Consider the following 15222-nt stretch of genomic DNA (forward strand, 5'->3'; position numbering starts at 1 on the left):
GCCTCCCCCACGGAGCGCCGCCGCCCGGACGGAAACCGGACGGCACCGTCGTAGCCACCCCGCAGGTCCACCGGAGGCACTCCCTTGTCCGCGCCCGCCCAAGAACCGCTCGACGCCCAGCACTCCGACGCCCACAGCGACCCCCTCGGCCGGGAGCGCGCCCACCTCGCCGCGTCCCGCGCCGCCCTGCGCGCCATGCGCGAGGACGTGGAGTCCCTGGACATCCGCGACGTCACCGCGAACTGGGTCAACGCCGAGGTGCTCGCCCGCCAGATCGACGACCGCATCAAGGCGCTGGCGGACCTCAGCGACACCCCGCTGTTCTTCGGGCGGCTCGACTATCTGCACGCCCCGGGCGCGGCGCAGGCCGAGGGCGCGGAGGGCGAGCGGTTCTACATCGGGCGGCGGCATGTGCACGACGCCGACGGCGACCCCATGGTGATCGACTGGCGTGCGCCGGTCTCGCAGCCGTTCTACCGGGCGTCCAAGAAGGACCCCATGGACGTCGGGCTGCGCCGCCGCTTCGGCTACACCGGCGGCGATCTGACCGCCTACGAGGACGAGCATCTCTCCGACCCGGAGGAGACCGCCGCCACCAGCAAGCTGCTCCAGCGGGAGATCGAGCGGCCGCGTGTCGGTCCGATGCGGGACATCGTCGCCACCATCCAGCCGGAGCAGGACGAGATCGTGCGCTCCGGTCTGTCCGGCACGGTCTGTGTGCAGGGCGGCCCCGGCACCGGTAAGACCGCCGTCGGTCTGCACCGGGTCGCCTATCTGCTCTACGCCCACCGGGAGCGGCTCGCCCGCACCGGCACCCTGGTCATCGGGCCGAACCGCTCCTTCCTGCACTACATCGAGCAAGTGCTGCCCGCGCTGGGCGAGTTGGCCGTCCAGCAGGCCACCGTGGACGACCTGGTCGCGCATGTGGAGGTGCGCGGCACGGACGACGCGGCCGCGGCCGTGATCAAGGGCGACGCGCGGATGGCCGAGGTGCTGCGCCGGGCGCTGTACGCGCATGTGACCATGCCGACCGAGCCCGTGATGGTCGTACGCGGGTCGCGGCGCTGGCGGGTCCCGGCGTACGAGATCGAGGAGCTGGTACGGGAGTTGCTGGACCGGGACATCCGGTACGGCGCCGCCCGGGAGGCGCTGCCGCAGCGGATCGCGCACGCGGTGCTGGTGCAGATGGAGCGGGCCGGGGAGGCGCCGGACGACCGGGTGCAGGACGCGGTCGCGCGCAACGCCGCGGTGAAGGCGGCCGTGAAGGCGGTCTGGCCGGCCGTCGACCCGGCCAAGCTGGTGCTGCGGCTGCTGACCGACGCGGAGTTCCTCGCCGAGCACGCGGAGGGGATCCTGGACGAGGACGAGCAGAAGACGATCCTCTGGGCGAAGCCGGTGCGGAGCGTGAAGTCGGCCAAGTGGTCCTCGGCGGACGCGGTACTGGTCGACGAGGCCGCCGACCTGATCCAGCGCACGCACTCGCTCGGCCATGTGGTGCTGGACGAGGCGCAGGATCTGTCGCCGATGCAGTACCGGGCCGTGGGGCGGCGCTGTACGACCGGCAGCGCGACCGTGCTGGGCGACCTGGCGCAGGGTACGACCCCCTGGGCGACGCGGAGTTGGGCGGACGCGCTGGGGCACCTCGGCAAGCCGGAGGGGGTCGTGGAGGAGCTGACGGCCGGTTTCCGTGTCCCCACGGACGTCATCACCTACGCCTCCCGGCTGCTCCCGCACATCGCGCCGGGGCTCACCCCGGTCGCCTCCGTCCGGGAGAACCCGGGCTTCTTCGAGATCCGTCCGGTCGGCACGGAGGCGGAAGTCGTCGCCGCCTGCGAGGAGTTGCTGCGGCACGAGGGCTCGATCGGGCTGATCGCCGCGGACGCGCGGGTGCCGGTGCTGGCCGAGGCGCTGACGGCGGCGGGGATCGCCTATCTCGACCCCGGCGCGGAGACCACCCGCGAGACCCGGCTGACGCTGGTCCCGGCATCCCTCGCCAAGGGTCTGGAGTACGACTACGTGGTCCTGGACGAGCCGCAGGCGGTGGTCGACGGCGAGCCGGACGAACGGACGGGCCTGCGGCGGCTGTACGTGGCGCTGACCCGTGCGGTGTCGGGCCTGATCGTGGCGCACTCGGCACCGGTGCCTGCGGAACTCGGTGCGGCGGGCGATGAGTAGGGTGTCGGCCGTCCCGCTCGTCCCCTGAAAGGCCTCCCTTGAGCACGCCTCCGCCTTCGCACCCCGCGTACCAGCAGAACCCCGGCCCGTACCAGCAGGCGCCCGGCCCGTACCAGCAGGCTCCGGGCCCCTACCAGCAGGCACCCGCCGGGTACGCCCAGCCGCCGGCCGCGGCCCCCGTGGGGCAGCCTGCCGCGCCGTACCCGCACGCGCCCGGTGGCTACGGCCAGCCCCCGGCCGCCGTCCCGGCCCCGCAGGGCGCCACCGGCTACGCCCACAACCCGCAGGCCGCCGCGGCTCCTTATCCGCCGGCCCCCGGTGTCGGGTGCGAGGTGTGCGGGGCGGCGCCCGCCGAGCAGGTGACCGTCCGTGGCCACCAGGGCTTCATCGTGATGATGCGCTTCCTGCGGCGGCAGGGCGTCTTCTGCCGCACCTGCGGGACCGCGATATTCCGGAAGATGCAGTCGGACACCATGGCGCAGGGGTGGTGGGGTCCGGCGTCGTCGCTGATCACGCCGATCACGCTGCTGATCAATCTCTTCACCCTGAAGAAGCTCCGCAACCTCCCCGAGCCGGCCGGCGCCTGGCGCGCCCCGCTGGACCCGGGCGCCCCGGTCCTGCGCCGGCCGATGGGCATGGTGGGCCTGCTCCCGCTCACGGGCTTCGCCCTGTTCGTCCTGCTCATCATCATCGGCGCGACGGCAGGCTGACGCCGGACCCGCCCCACAGAGCCGCGCCGACCCGCAGCAGGGCTTCGCCCGGGAGGCCGGTGCCTGGGGGGGCGGGGCGCTCAGCCGGTGGCCGTACGGCCCGACGGCAGGGGCTCGGCCGGGCATGCCATCCCGGCCCGACGGACGTACGACCCGGCAGCAGGCGCTCGGCCAGGAAGGCAGGCGCCTCGGCCGTCATACGGCCCATCGGCAAGGGCTCAGCCGGGCGCCTCGGCAGTCGTACGACCCGACGGCAGGGGCTCGGCCGGGCATGCCGCCCCGGCTCGGCGGACGTACGACCCGGCAGCAGGCGCTCGGCCGGGAAGGCAGGGCGCCTCGGCCGTCATACGGCCCATCGGCAAGGGCTCAGCCGGGCGCCTCGGCAGTCGTACGACCCGACGGCAGGGGCTCGGCCGGGCATGCCATCCCGGCCCGACGGACGTACGACCCGGCAGCAGGCGCTCGGCCAGGAAGGCAGGGCGCCTCGGCCGTCATACGGCCCATCGGCAAGGGCTCGGCCGGGCGCCTCGGCAGTCGTACGGCCCGACGGCAGGGGCTCGGCCGGGCATGCCATCCCGGCTCGGCGGACGTACGACCCGGCAGCAGGCGCTCGGCCAGGAAGGCAGGGCGCCTCGGCGGGCGTACGACCCGACGGCAGGGGCTGCCCGGGCAGACCACCCCGGCCCGACGGCCGTACGCCCAGGCGACAGGCGCTCGGCCAGGAAGGCAGGGCGCCTCGGCGGGCGTTCGGCCGGGAGGGGGCCCGTGCGTCGGAGGGGGCCCGTGCGTCGGAGGGGTGCTGGGGCGGCCGGGGGTCAGGCGGTGGCCGTGATGCGTTCGTCCAGCAGGGAACGCCAGTGGGCCACCGCCTCCGTCGAGACCGGGCCCGCCCAGCCTTCGGGGCGGGCCGCGCCGCCGATGTGGAAGGCGTCGACACCGGCCGCCCGCAGCCGCGGCACATGCTCCAGGCGCAGGCCGCCGCCGACCATGATCCGCTGCTCGTACCCCGGGCGGCCGCTCCGCGCCGCCTCGGCGACCAGCGTGGCCAGACCGTCGTCCACGCCGGTGGCGGAGCCCGCCGTGAGATAGGTGTCCAGGCCGGGCAGTCCGGCGAGCCGCCTGCGCAGCGCGTCCCGGTCGGCGGCCCGGTCGATGGCCCGGTGGAAGGTCCACGGGCAGCCGTCCAGCGCGGCCACCACCTCTTCCACGGCGGCCAGGTCGACCCCGCCCTCGGCGTCGAGGAAGCCGAGGACGAACTGGTCGGCGCCCGCGTCCCGCAGCTGCCGCGCCACCCGGACCAGCCGGTGCGTGTCCCCCGCCGCGAACCCGTCCGCCAGCCGCAGCATCACGCGCAGGTCGATGTCGACGGCCGCCCGGATCGCCGCGAAGGTGTGCACCGACGGGGTCAGCCCGTCGGCCGCCATCTCCGTGACCAGTTCGAGGCGGTCCGCGCCTCCGGCCTGGGCGGCGACCGCGTCCTCGGGGCCGAGGGCGATCACCTCCAGGACTGCACGCTTGCTCATGAGACCCCATTCGTCGGCTGCGGGCACAGGTCTAGTCCAATCCAAGACTACGCCTCTCCCTGCTTCACCCGCTGCGCCTGCGGAGGGAGGGCCCGGGAGATTCACGGGAGAATGAGGACATGGCCGATCTCGACGCCCTGCGTCTGCGTTTCGCCCGCGCACTCGAAGGAGCCCGCACGCCGGGGGGCACCCCCGCAAGCGACGGCCCCGCGCCCGACCCGGCGCCGTACGCCGACAACCTCCTCGCCCGCTGGCAGGAGCCGCAGCGCCGGTATCACACGCTCACCCACCTCACCGCCGTCCTGGACCGGGTCGACCTCCTCCAGGAGCACGCGGCCGACCCGGACGCCGTACGCCTCGCCGCCTGGTTCCACGACGCCGTCTACCTCCCCGACCGGTCCGAGAACGAGGAGCGGTCGGCACGGCTGGCCGAGCGCGCGCTGCCGGAGGCCGGGGTGCCGGAGCCGACGACCGCCGAGGTGGCCCGGCTGGTCCGGCTCACCGTCGGCCACGACCCCGCCGAGGACGACCGCAACGGCCAGGTGCTGTGCGACGCGGATCTCGCCATCCTGGCCGCGCCTCCGTCGGCGTACGCCGTCTACACCGCCGAGGTCCGCGAGGAGTACCACTTCGTGCCCAACGACGCCTTCCGCACGGGCCGTTCGGCGGTCCTGCGCCAACTTCTCGCGCTGCCACGCCTGTTCCACACCCCGTACGGCCGGCGGAACTGGGAGGCCACCGCCCGGCACAACCTCGCCTCCGAGCTGGAAATGCTGTCGACCTGACCGCCGCCGGCCCATACCCTGCGCGCATGCGACCGACAGACGCTGACCATCTGACCGAGGCCGTGGCGAGCTGCACGGCGGCCCTGCGACCGGCACTGGACCGGGACTGGGAGGAGGCCGGCGCCGGGCGCCTGGAGTGGAGTTGCCGGAAGACGGCCGAGCACATCGGCTACGCCCTCCTGCGCTACGCGAGCGGACTGGCGGTCGGCGTCGAGGACGTCCGCGTCCCCTTCCACCTCGCCCTGGACGACGGGACCGACAACGCGGGCCTGCTGAAGGTCATCGAGTCCACCGGCACGCTCCTCGCCACCACCGTCCGCACCGCCGCGCCCACCGCCCGCACCTTCCACCCCTATCCCTTCGGCAGCGCCGACCGCACTGGCTGCGCCGCGATGGGCGTCACCGAGATCCTGCTGCACACCCACGACATCGCGCAGGGCCTCGGGATCGCCTACGAACCCCCCGCCGAGCTGGCCGAGTCCGTGCTGGCCTGGCTCTTCCCGCACGTCCAGCCCGGCCCCGCACCCTGGCCGACCCTGCTGTGGGCCACCGGGCGCGGCGAGCTGCCCGGCCGGGCGCCGGTGACCGAGTGGCACTGGTACAACAACCTCACCATCCGCACCGAGCGGGTCACCCTCACCGGTGTCCGCCCGGGCGCCGCCCACGATCTGCGGCTGGGCGGCGACGGCGGTTTCACCTGGCTGGGGGGCGAGCCCTACCAGGGCACCCGGGAGGCCTCCTCGTACCTGCTCAAGGCGTACGAAGCGGGCGTGCACCGGCCCGAGTTCGGCGTCTTCGCCCTCGTCCGGCACGAGGACGGCCTGGCGATCGGCGGCATGGGCTTCCACGGCGTCCCGGACGAGGAGGGCCGCGTCGAGATCGGCTACGACCTGGTCGAGGACGCCCGGGGTCAGGGGTACGCGACCGAGGCCCTCAAGGCGCTCGCCGAGTGGGCGCTGGCGCGCGACGACGTCCACATGGTGTTCGCGACCATCGAGCGGGACAACGTGCCCTCGCAGCGCGTGGTGTCACGGGCCGGGTTCACCCGGGCGACCGTGGCGGAGGAGCGGCTCGCCCACGAGGAGCACGGCATGGACGAGGGACTCCAGCTCTACATCCGCCACGCCTGAGAGCCACCCCTGAGAGCCACCCCTGAGGGCTGCCCCTGAGAGCCACCCCTGAGGGCTACGGCTGCCGCCGCCCCTTGCGCCGGCGCAGTCCGGACGCGTGCAGCAGCCGTACCACGTCACGGCTGCTGACCTCCACCGCGCCGGCCGCCACGACCTCCGCGTACCGGTGCGACGGAATGTCGTAGTGGTCGCGTTCGAAGGCCCGCCGGGGCACCCCCAAGGTCGCGGCGAACCGGTGCAGTTCGTCGTACGACACATCGCTGACCAGGTGCGACCACATACGGCCGTGACCGGGCCAGGCCGGCGGGTCGACATAGACCGTCACGGGCGCCTCACGAGGACGCCCCGCCGACGGCCGGCCCGAGCGAGCCCACCGCCGCGACCCGCACGCCCGCCTTGTGGCACACCCAGTGCGGGTCGGGGCCCAGTTCCGGCTCCACGTCCAGCGCGTGCGGGTCGCCGGAGCCGCACACCGAGCACAGCGGCCAGCGGCCGTACCGCTCCAGCAGGGCGTCCTGCACGTCCTGGGCGACCAGCCCGGCCACATACCCGGCGCCGTCCGGCCACTGCTCGACCCACCAGCGCCGCTGCGCGATCGAGTCCTCCACCAGCGAGACGACGTCCGCCTGGGCGACCTCCCGCGCAACGAGATCGGCGAGCACCAGCGCGCGGGCGGCGTGCAGGGCCTGTTCCAGGGGGCTGAGGGGGCTGACGGGCTCCATACGACCCATTGTGCGCACTCTTGACCCCGGCACCGAACCGAAAATAGCTTTCACCTGTGACCAAGGACGTGAAGGAAAGTTTCGGAAGTCCGGGCGGCTCCCTCGCCGCCAAGGTGCGCACCCTCGCCCCGTCCATGACCCGGTCCATGCAGCGCGTCGCCGAGGCCGTCGCCAACGACCCGGCCGGCTGCGCCGCCCTCACCGTCACCGGCCTCGCCGAACTCACCGGGACCAGCGAGGCCACCGTCGTCCGCACCGCCCGGCTGCTCGGCTATCCCGGCTACCGCGATCTGCGCCTCGCGCTCGCCGGGCTCGCCGCGCAGCAGCAGTCCGGGCGCGCCCCCGCCATCACCACCGACATCGCGGTGGACGACCCGATCGCCGACGTCGTCGCCAAGCTGGCCTACGAGGAGCAGCAGACCCTCGCCGACACCGCCGCCGGACTCGACACCGCCCAACTGGGCGCGGCCGTCTCCGCGCTGGCCGCCGCCCGGCGCACCGATGTGTACGGCATAGGGGCGTCCGGGCTGGTCGCCCAGGACCTCACCCAGAAGCTGCTGCGCATAGGCCTCATAGCCCACGCGCACAGCGACCCGCATCTGGCGGTGACCAACGCCGTACAGCTCCGCTCGGGCGACGTGGCGATCGCGATCACGCACTCCGGCTCCACCGGGGACGTCATCGAGCCGCTCCGGGTGGCGTTCGAGCGCGGCGCGACGACGGTGGCCATCACCGGCCGCCCGGACTCGCCGGTCACCCAGTACGCCGACCATGTGCTGACCACCTCCACCTCCCGGGAGACCGAGCTGCGGCCGGCCGCGATGTCCTCCCGGACCAGTCAACTGCTGGTCGTGGACTGCCTGTTCGTCGGGGTGGCGCAGCGTACGTACGAGACGGCGGCGCCTGCTCTGGCGGCGTCGTACGAGGCGCTGGCCCACCGGCACCGCTCGACCCGCAGGTGAGCGTCCGCACCCCCGGACGCCCCCGACGACACCCCCCGCACCTGAAAGAGCCGCCCCCCATGACCTCCTCCTCCGACCTGCGCAGCCAGCTGGACTCCCTGACCACCGAGGCCTTCCGGCCCGAGCTGGCCGAGATCGACGAACTGCCCACCCTCGAGATCGCCCGCCTGATGAACGGCGAGGACGCGGGCGTGGCCGGCGCCGTCGCCGCCCAGCTGCCCCGCATCGCCGCCGCCGTGGACGCGGTGGCCGAGCGTATGGGCCGGGGCGGGCGCCTGGTGTACGCCGGCGCCGGCACCGCCGGACGGCTCGGCGTGCTGGACGCCGCCGAGTGCCCGCCCACCTTCAACACCGACCCCGCCCAGGTCGTCGGCCTGATCGCGGGCGGCCCGGACGCCCTGCTGACGTCCGTCGAGGGCGCCGAGGACTCCGCGGAGCTGGCCCGCGGGGACCTGGACGCGCTGAAGCTCAGCCCGGACGACACCGTCGTCGGCATCTCCGCCTCCGGCCGCACCCCCTACGCGGTCGCCGCCGTCGCGCACGCCCGTGCCCTGGGCGCGCTGACCATCGGCCTGGCCTGCAACGAGCACAGCGCCCTCGCGGCCGCCGCCGAGCACGGCATCGAGGTCGTCGTCGGCCCGGAGCTGATCACCGGGTCCACGCGGCTGAAGGCGGGTACGGCCCAGAAGCTGGTCCTGAACATGCTGTCGACGATCACGATGATCCGGCTCGGCAAGACGTACGGGAACCTGATGGTCGACGTCCGCGCCTCCAACGACAAGCTGCGCGCCCGCTCCCGGCGGATCGTGTCCCTGGCCACCGGCGCGTCGGACGAGGAGATCGAGCACGCCCTCACCGCGTCCGGCGGCGAGGTGAAGCAGGCGATCCTCGCCCTGCTCGCCGATGTCGACGGCCCGACGGCCGCCCGCCTTCTGGAGGAGTCCGGCGGCCGGCTGCGTGCCGCGCTGGCGCACGCCGCCCGCTGACCCGCACGCTCGGGGTGTGCACACCGACCCCGCCCCCGCCGGCGGCTCCGCCACCGCGACCGCCATCCTCGCCCTCGTCGGCGGCCCGGCCAACGTCGTCTCCGTGACCCACTGCCTGACCCGGCTGCGCCTGGACCTCGCCGACCCGGCGGCGGTGGACGAGGAGGGGCTGCGCGCCCTGCCCGGCGTCCTGGGCGTGGTCGCCGCCGGCACCGGCCGGCAGATCGTCCTGGGCCCGGGGGTGGTGGACGAGGTCACGGCGGAGGTGAGGGCGGGGGTGGAGGCGGGGGCGGGGGCGGGGGCAGGGGCAGGGGCAGGGCTGACGGCAGAGTCTGAGGCGCGTGGGATGGCGCAGAGGGCGGAGTCCACGGCGCCCGCCTCAGCTGGCACCCCCCTCAAGAACCTCCTGCGCCGGATCGCGAACGTCTTCGTCCCGCTCATCCCCGCCCTCATCGGCTGCGGCATCCTCGCCGGCCTCGACGGCCTGCTCCGCAACGCCGGCTGGCTGCCCTTCCTCACCCCCGCGCTGTCCGCCCTCTCCGCCGCCTTCATGGCGCTGATCGCGGTGTTCGTCGGCTACCTCACCGCCCAGGAGTTCGGCGGCACCCCGGTGCTGGGCGGGGCGGTGGCGGCTGTGGTGGTGTATCCGGGCGTCGCGAAGGTGACGGTGTTCGGGACGCACCTGGTCCCCGGACAGGGCGGGGTGCTCGGCGCGCTGGCGGCGGCTCTGCTGGCCACCCGGGTGGAGAAGTGGGTCCGGGGCCGGGTGCCGGGCGCGCTGGACGTGCTGCTCACCCCGACCGTGACCGTCCTGGTCTCCGGCCTGGTGACGCTGTACGGCCTGATGTACGCGGCGGGCGCGGTGGCGACGGCGATCGGCACGGCCGCGAACTGGCTGCTGAGCACGGCCGGCGCCGTGGCCGGACTCGTCCTGGGCGGCCTCTTCCTCCCTCTGGTGATGCTGGGCCTGCACCAGGCCCTGATCCCCATCCACGCCACCCTCATCGAGCAGCAGGGCTACACGGTTCTGCTCCCCCTGCTGGCCATGGCGGGCGCGGGCCAGGTCGGCGCGGCCCTCGCGGTGTACATCCGGCTGCGCCACGACGTCTCCGCCGGTACGACCGCCTTGCGTACGACGATCAGATCGGCGCTCCCGGCCGGGCTGCTGGGCGTCGGCGAACCCCTCGTCTACGGCGTCTCGCTGCCCCTCGGCCGCCCGTTCCTGACCGCGTGCGCGGGCGGCGCGGCGGGCGGCGCGTTCGTCGGCTGCTTCGCGATGCTCGGCACCCGGGTCGGCGCGACGGCGATCGGCCCCTCGGGCTGGGCGCTGTTCCCGCTGCTGACCGGAAACCGCGGCCCGGGCTGGGCGACGGCCGTGTACGCGGGCGGCCTGCTCACCGCCTACGCGGTGGGCTTCACGGCGACCTGGCTCCTCGGCACCCCCACCGGCCGCCCCCGCTAGCGCCCTTCTCCCGCATCGCGCCGGGGCCGCGGCTTCCGTCCGGCCACGGCACCGCACCCCCCCCACCCGGCCGCACCCCCCACCCGGCCGCACCCGGCGTGACGCACCGACCCGGCTGTTCGTTCCCCCGGGCATGATGAAGAAGCTCCTGGCCACCGCCGCCCTGACGGCCACCGCCGCCGCCCTCGCCCCCGCCGCCCACGCCGACCCGCACTGGACCACCGCCGACACCGCCCGCTGCGCCACCGACCTGGCCGTGCTGCCCGCGCTCAAGGCCGTCTCCCCGCTGCCGCTGACCGGGGACCCCTCCGCGTGCGGCGAGGGCAGCCTCCTCCAGCACCACGCCCACTGAGGCGAGGCCCCGGAGAGCTTGCTTCGCCTCATCCGCCTCATCCGCCTCAGACAAGGACGCCCTTGGCCCGCAGGAAGGCGACCGGGTCGACCGCGGAGCCGTAGTCCGGGGTCGTACGGATCTCGAAGTGCAGGTGCGGGCCGGTGGAGTTGCCGGTGGAGCCGGACAGGCCGATGTGCCGGCCGGTGGCGACGATCCGGCCGACGCGTACGTCGACCCGGGACAGGTGCGCGTACTGCGAGTAGGCGCCGTCGCCGTCTGATGACGATCGCGTTGCCGTACGCGGGGCCGTCACCGGCGCCGCCCGGCCCGGCCTCGACGACGGTGCCGCGCGCGGAACAGCGGCGTTCGCCACCCCGGTCCCGAGCACGGCCAGGGCATCGGCTCCGGCTCCGGCTCCGGCTGCCAAGGGACGGTCACCGCGGTGGCCGTCCCTTGGCAGCCGAGCGTCTCGACCGCTCCCGGTAAAAGTGCTGCACGACTCTGTACTCCTACCGTTCAGTAACCCTACGGTTCCCCTCACGCCACCCACACCACACAGCATGTCCCTGACAGTCCACAAGATCAGGCCCGTGTACCGGACGTGAGAGGACCCCCACCGATGACCAGCCGCCCCTGGGCACGCCACATATCCGTCGCCGTGGTCACCGCCGCCGCGCTCACCGCGCTGACCGCCCCGGCCCAGGCCGCCGACACCACCACCTCGGTCACGTCCAAGACGACGGCCGCGGCGACCACCAAGGTCGACTACGCCACCTGGCAGAAGGACTGCCAGGCGGTCATGGACCAGGCACTACCATACCTGAAGGACCGCATCGCCGCCGCCGCGCCCGGCGAGAAGCCGGCGATCGTCCTCGACATCGACAACACCGCGCTGGAGACCGACTTCGGCTTCAGCTACCCCCAGCCGGCCAACAAGCCGGTCCTGAACGTCGCCCAGTACGCCCAGGAGCACGGCGTCTCGGTCTTCTTCGTCACCGCCCGCCCCGGCGTCCTCTCCTGGCCCACCGAGTACAACCTCGAGCACGACGGCTACCAGGTCTCCGGCCTCTACGTCCGCGGACTGTTCGACCTGTTCAAGGACGTCGCCGCCTACAAGACCGCCCAGCGCGAGAACATCGAGGACAACGGCTACACGATCATCGCGAACATCGGCAACAGCGCCACCGACCTGTCCGGCGGCCACGCCGAGAAGACCTTCAAGCTCCCGGACTACAACGGCCAGCTGTCCTGAGATTGCGCTGCCGCGGAGCGGATCCGCTGACTAGGCTCCACCCGTTGCTCGTTCGCGATCGTACGACCACGGGGGTGGCGGGTGGAGCCGACGGTACTGGGCGGCAAGCTGGCGTCCAGCCTGGTCGCACCGCTGGTGCGCAAGCTGTTCGTCCAGGACGGGCCGGGCGCGGGGGTGGTCGACAGACCCGTACGGCTGTCCTCGCTCGTGTCCTTCCGGGGAGAGAAGCGCACCCTCGGCGAGAAGGACGTCCACCGGCTGGCCGAGCGGATCGTGGCGCAGGCGGTCCGCTCCCCGGGCGAGCCCCCGTTCCCGGCCGACGAGGAACCGGCCGTCGCCGACGCCCTCGCCCGGCGGCTGCTCGCCCTCGGCGACCTGGACATGGACGACGTACAGGCCGTACGGCTGGGCCATGGCGAACTGGCCAGACAGCTGCGCCACGCGTGCGGCTTTCTGCACCAACACGGCCTCTCCGCGGACGCGCGCGACTTCCTCAACTCCGCCACCGAATGGGCCTGCCTCCAGATCCTGGAGTTCTTCACCCGGCGGTCCACCTTTGTCGCCCGCACCCTCGTGGAGCAGACGCGGGCGCAGGCGGAACTCATCGCCAGGGTGGACGAACTGATCGCCCGCACCCCGCGCCCCGACGCCCGCGACACCGCCTTCGAACGCCGCTACCTGGCCCATGTCGCCCACCAGCACAACCACATCACCATCTACGGCATCGACCTGCGCGACTCCCCCGACCGCTGGCCCCTGGAAGTGGCGTATCTCAGCCTGGAGGCCACGACGGCGGAGGACACCGTCCGCGACCCGGCGCCCGGTGAGCACCGGCCGGCCGCCCCCGGACGACTGCCGGCCGAGGAGGCCCTGCTCGCCGACACCCGGGTGCTGCTGCGCGGCGACGCCGGATCCGGCAAGACCACCCTCGTCCAGTGGCTCGCGGTCACGGCGGCCCGCGACGGCGACCGCGTCCCCTTCGTCCTGCCGCTGCGCACCCTGATCCGCACCGGCCCGCTGCCGCCGCCCGCCGGCTTCCTGCCCGCCGTCAGCTGCCCGCTGACCCCGCCGGACGGCTGGACCGAGCGCGTGCTGACGACCGGCCGGGGCCTGGTCCTGGTGGACGGCCTGGACGAGATCCCGGCCGCCGACCGCCACCGCACCCGCGACTGGCTGCACGCCCTGCTCGCGGCTTACCCCGGCAACCGCTGGCTGCTGACCTCCCGCCCCACCGCCGTACGCCCCGACTGGCTGGCCGAGCAGGGCTTCCGGGAACTGACCCTGGCCCCGATGCGCCGCTCCGAGCTGGCCACCTTCGTCCACCGCTGGCACCGGGCCGCCCAGGCACCGGAGTTCGAGAAACCGCTGCTGGACTCCCTGCGCACCAAGCGCGACCTGGCCCGGCTGGCGACCAACCCGCTGATGTGCGGCCTGATCTGCGCACTCCACCGCGAGCGGCGCGGCTATCTCCCCACCGGCCGCAAGGAGTTGTACGACGCCGCCCTCACGATGCTGCTCGCCCGCCGGGACCGGGAGCGGGGCATGGGCTCGGTGGACGGCTCGGAGCTGGGCGAGGAGGCCCAGCTGGAGCTGCTCCAGCGGCTGGCCTACGCCCTGGTGCTGGGCGGCCGTACCGAGATGGCCCGCGACACGGCCGAGGGGATCGTCGAGCGCTGCCTGCCCACGGTGGCCGCGGCGGCCGGGCACGGCGACGCGGCGACGGTCCTGGCCACCCTGCTGCTGCGCAGCGGTCTGCTGCGCCAGCCGGTCGAGGGCGTGGTCGACTTCGTCCACCGCACCTTCCAGGACTATCTCGGCGCCCGCTACGCCGTGGCGGAAGGCCACCTGGAGGTCCTGGTCAGCCATGCCGACGACACCCAGTGGGAGGACGTCATCCGCATGGCGGTGGCCCACGCCCGGCCCCGGGAACGGGCCTGGATGCTGCGCCAGTTGCTGACCGATGACTCACCCCGGCGCACCCTGCTCGCCCTGGCCTGCCTGGAACACGCCACGGCCCTGGATCCGGCGGTGCGGGCGCAGGTGGAGGCGCGGGCGGGGACTCTGATCCCGCCGCGGTCGACGGAGGACGCCCGTGCGCTGGCGGAGGCGGGACCGCTGGTGCTGGAACTGCTGCCACCCCCGGAAGGGCTGACCGACGAAGAGGCGCACGGCGTTGCCGTCACCGCCTCGCTGCTCGGGGACGAGGAACCCGAAGGCGCGCTGGCGGTGCTGCGCCGGTTCCGCGGGCATCCCGACCTGGAGGTCCGCCGGCAGCTCGCCGGGACGTGGCACCGGTTCGACACGGAGGAGTACGCGGCGGAGGTCCTGGACCATCTGGACCGTGACGACCTGTATCTGAGCTGCGAGACGCCCGAGCAGGTCGCTGCCCTCGCCGGGATGCGCCCCTGGCGCGTCCTCACCCTGCGGGGCCCCCATGACCTCGTCGATGTGCTGGCCGCCCTGCCCGAGCCGGATGCGGTGATCACGCTCGACCTACAGAACAATCCACGGCTCGACGATCTGACCGCCCTGCTGCCGCTGACCTCGCTGAGAGGGTTGTGGCTGCGCGAGTGTGCCGGGGTGCGAGGTCTGGCCTCGCTGGCGGAGCTGCCGGTCACCCAACTCGGCTTCAGTGAGATCGCCGACTTGGCTGGGCTGGGGTCCCTGCGTTCGCTGACCTGGCTCTCCGTGTTCCAGGAACTGCCAGGACGCGACCTCACCGAGGTCCTGCCCGTCGAAGCCCCGCTGGACAACCTCTTCCTCGGTCGGCACAGCACGGACCGCACCGGACTGCGTGGGCTCGAGCACTGGGCTGGACTCCGCGACCTCAGCCTCGGACGGTTGACCACGGCGCTCACGGCCGAGGACTGGCAGGCGGTCGCCGGACTGCCCGAGCTGAAGCATCTGTACCTGAATGCGTTTCTCAGCCGCGAATTTGCGGATTCCCTGGAACTCATGCCGGAAATGCCCGGAATTCAGGTGCTCACAGTGTCCAACATGCAGGGTTCCGAGAATCTGGCCGCCCTCGCGCTCAAGCTGCCGGGACTACGCTCGGTGATCCTTCAGAACGAGCCCGGACACTTCGTTCCCGCCCGCTTCGCCGATCTCTTCCCGGGCGCGGAGGTCCGCCTGGAGCGCCAATGAAATGCGAAAGGGGCCGGTGCTCGAAAGCACCGGCCCC

General features: G+C 73.7%; 13 protein-coding genes and 1 pseudogene. 10 read left to right on the forward strand and 4 right to left on the reverse strand.

The genetic code is table 11. The features are described 5' to 3' along the window. The first annotated feature begins 84 nt into the window (after nt 1–84). Both ACZ5CZ_RS13965 and ACZ5CZ_RS13970 read left to right on the forward strand, forming a co-directional pair. Nucleotides 85–2175, forward strand: a complete 2091-nt coding sequence (locus tag ACZ5CZ_RS13965) for a HelD family protein (RefSeq protein ID WP_385842086.1) — start codon at nt 85–87, stop codon at nt 2173–2175. 38 nt (nt 2176–2213) lie between these two features. Beyond that, the gene (locus ACZ5CZ_RS13970; protein WP_468942523.1) at nt 2214–2885 is read left to right on the forward strand and encodes an LppU/SCO3897 family protein; all 672 of its coding nucleotides are present in this window, start codon (nt 2214–2216) and stop codon (nt 2883–2885) included. A gap of 815 nt (nt 2886–3700) precedes the next feature. Here the strand turns inward: ACZ5CZ_RS13970 and ACZ5CZ_RS13975 are convergent. Then, complete coding sequence (locus ACZ5CZ_RS13975; protein WP_468942524.1) at nt 3701–4408, reverse strand: copper homeostasis protein CutC; 708 nt, start codon at nt 4406–4408, stop codon at nt 3701–3703. Nucleotides 4409–4527: 119 nt separating this feature from the next. Here ACZ5CZ_RS13975 and ACZ5CZ_RS13980 point away from each other — a divergent pair, with 119 nt between their 5' ends. After that, nucleotides 4528–5193 (forward strand): HD domain-containing protein, encoded by a 666-nt coding sequence (locus ACZ5CZ_RS13980; RefSeq protein WP_385842090.1) that lies wholly within the window; start codon nt 4528–4530, stop codon nt 5191–5193. 50 nt (nt 5194–5243) lie between these two features. Further along, nucleotides 5244–6323 carry a GNAT family N-acetyltransferase gene (locus ACZ5CZ_RS13985; protein ID WP_468942646.1) on the forward strand — a complete coding sequence of 360 codons (1080 nt, stop codon included), beginning with the start codon at nt 5244–5246 and terminating at the stop codon, nt 6321–6323. Nucleotides 6324–6378: 55 nt separating this feature from the next. Here the strand turns inward: ACZ5CZ_RS13985 and ACZ5CZ_RS13990 are convergent, their stop codons facing one another. Together ACZ5CZ_RS13990 and ACZ5CZ_RS13995 are read right to left on the reverse strand one after the other, a co-directional pair. Then, nucleotides 6379–6648, reverse strand: a complete 270-nt coding sequence (locus ACZ5CZ_RS13990) for a DUF4031 domain-containing protein (protein WP_468942526.1) — start codon at nt 6646–6648, stop codon at nt 6379–6381. Between the two features lie 7 nt (nt 6649–6655). Then, nucleotides 6656–7045, reverse strand: coding sequence for a hypothetical protein (locus tag ACZ5CZ_RS13995; RefSeq protein ID WP_385842093.1), 390 nt, complete (start codon nt 7043–7045; stop codon nt 6656–6658). 56 nt (nt 7046–7101) lie between these two features. Here ACZ5CZ_RS13995 and ACZ5CZ_RS14000 point away from each other — a divergent pair, with 56 nt between their 5' ends. From ACZ5CZ_RS14000 to ACZ5CZ_RS14015, 4 genes are all read left to right on the forward strand, one after another. Further along, nucleotides 7102–8007: a MurR/RpiR family transcriptional regulator gene (locus tag ACZ5CZ_RS14000; RefSeq protein ID WP_385842095.1), complete on the forward strand. Its 906-nt coding sequence runs from the start codon at nt 7102–7104 to the stop codon at nt 8005–8007. Between the two features lie 59 nt (nt 8008–8066). Next, on the forward strand, nt 8067–8993 hold the full coding sequence (gene murQ, locus ACZ5CZ_RS14005) for an N-acetylmuramic acid 6-phosphate etherase (protein ID WP_468942529.1): 927 nt from the start codon (nt 8067–8069) through the stop codon (nt 8991–8993). Between the two features lie 16 nt (nt 8994–9009). After that, the gene (locus ACZ5CZ_RS14010) at nt 9010–10455 is read left to right on the forward strand and encodes a PTS transporter subunit EIIC (RefSeq protein ID WP_468942531.1); all 1446 of its coding nucleotides are present in this window, start codon (nt 9010–9012) and stop codon (nt 10453–10455) included. A 133-nt stretch (nt 10456–10588) separates the two neighbouring features. Then, on the forward strand, nt 10589–10807 hold the full coding sequence (locus ACZ5CZ_RS14015; RefSeq protein ID WP_467544802.1) for a hypothetical protein: 219 nt from the start codon (nt 10589–10591) through the stop codon (nt 10805–10807). A 46-nt stretch (nt 10808–10853) separates the two neighbouring features. Here ACZ5CZ_RS14015 and ACZ5CZ_RS14020 read toward each other — a convergent pair. Next, nucleotides 10854–11136 (reverse strand): annotated as a pseudogene (locus ACZ5CZ_RS14020) (M23 family metallopeptidase); the annotation flags it as partial. 272 nt (nt 11137–11408) lie between these two features. On the opposite strand from ACZ5CZ_RS14020, the gene ACZ5CZ_RS14025 reads away from it, so the two are divergent. Continuing rightward, nucleotides 11409–12041, forward strand: coding sequence for an HAD family acid phosphatase (locus ACZ5CZ_RS14025; protein WP_468942533.1), 633 nt, complete (start codon nt 11409–11411; stop codon nt 12039–12041). Nucleotides 12042–12122: 81 nt separating this feature from the next. Continuing rightward, nucleotides 12123–15185, forward strand: a complete 3063-nt coding sequence (locus tag ACZ5CZ_RS14030) for an NACHT domain-containing protein (protein ID WP_468942534.1) — start codon at nt 12123–12125, stop codon at nt 15183–15185. Nucleotides 15186–15222: the final 37 nt, after the last annotated feature.

Source organism: Streptomyces sp. NPDC031418, from assembly GCF_055581605.1.

Coding starts and splice junctions, on each gene's coding strand:
- ACZ5CZ_RS13975 (WP_468942524.1), bottom strand. CDS start 4,408: ATGAGCAAGCGTGCAGTCCTGGAGGTGATCGCCCTCGGCCCCGAGGAC.
- ACZ5CZ_RS13980 (WP_385842090.1), top strand. CDS start 4,528: ATGGCCGATCTCGACGCCCTGCGTCTGCGTTTCGCCCGCGCACTCGAA.
- ACZ5CZ_RS13995 (WP_385842093.1), bottom strand. CDS start 7,045: ATGGAGCCCGTCAGCCCCCTCAGCCCCCTGGAACAGGCCCTGCACGCC.
- murQ (WP_468942529.1), top strand. CDS start 8,067: ATGACCTCCTCCTCCGACCTGCGCAGCCAGCTGGACTCCCTGACCACC.
- ACZ5CZ_RS14015 (WP_467544802.1), top strand. CDS start 10,589: ATGATGAAGAAGCTCCTGGCCACCGCCGCCCTGACGGCCACCGCCGCC.
- ACZ5CZ_RS14025 (WP_468942533.1), top strand. CDS start 11,409: ATGACCAGCCGCCCCTGGGCACGCCACATATCCGTCGCCGTGGTCACC.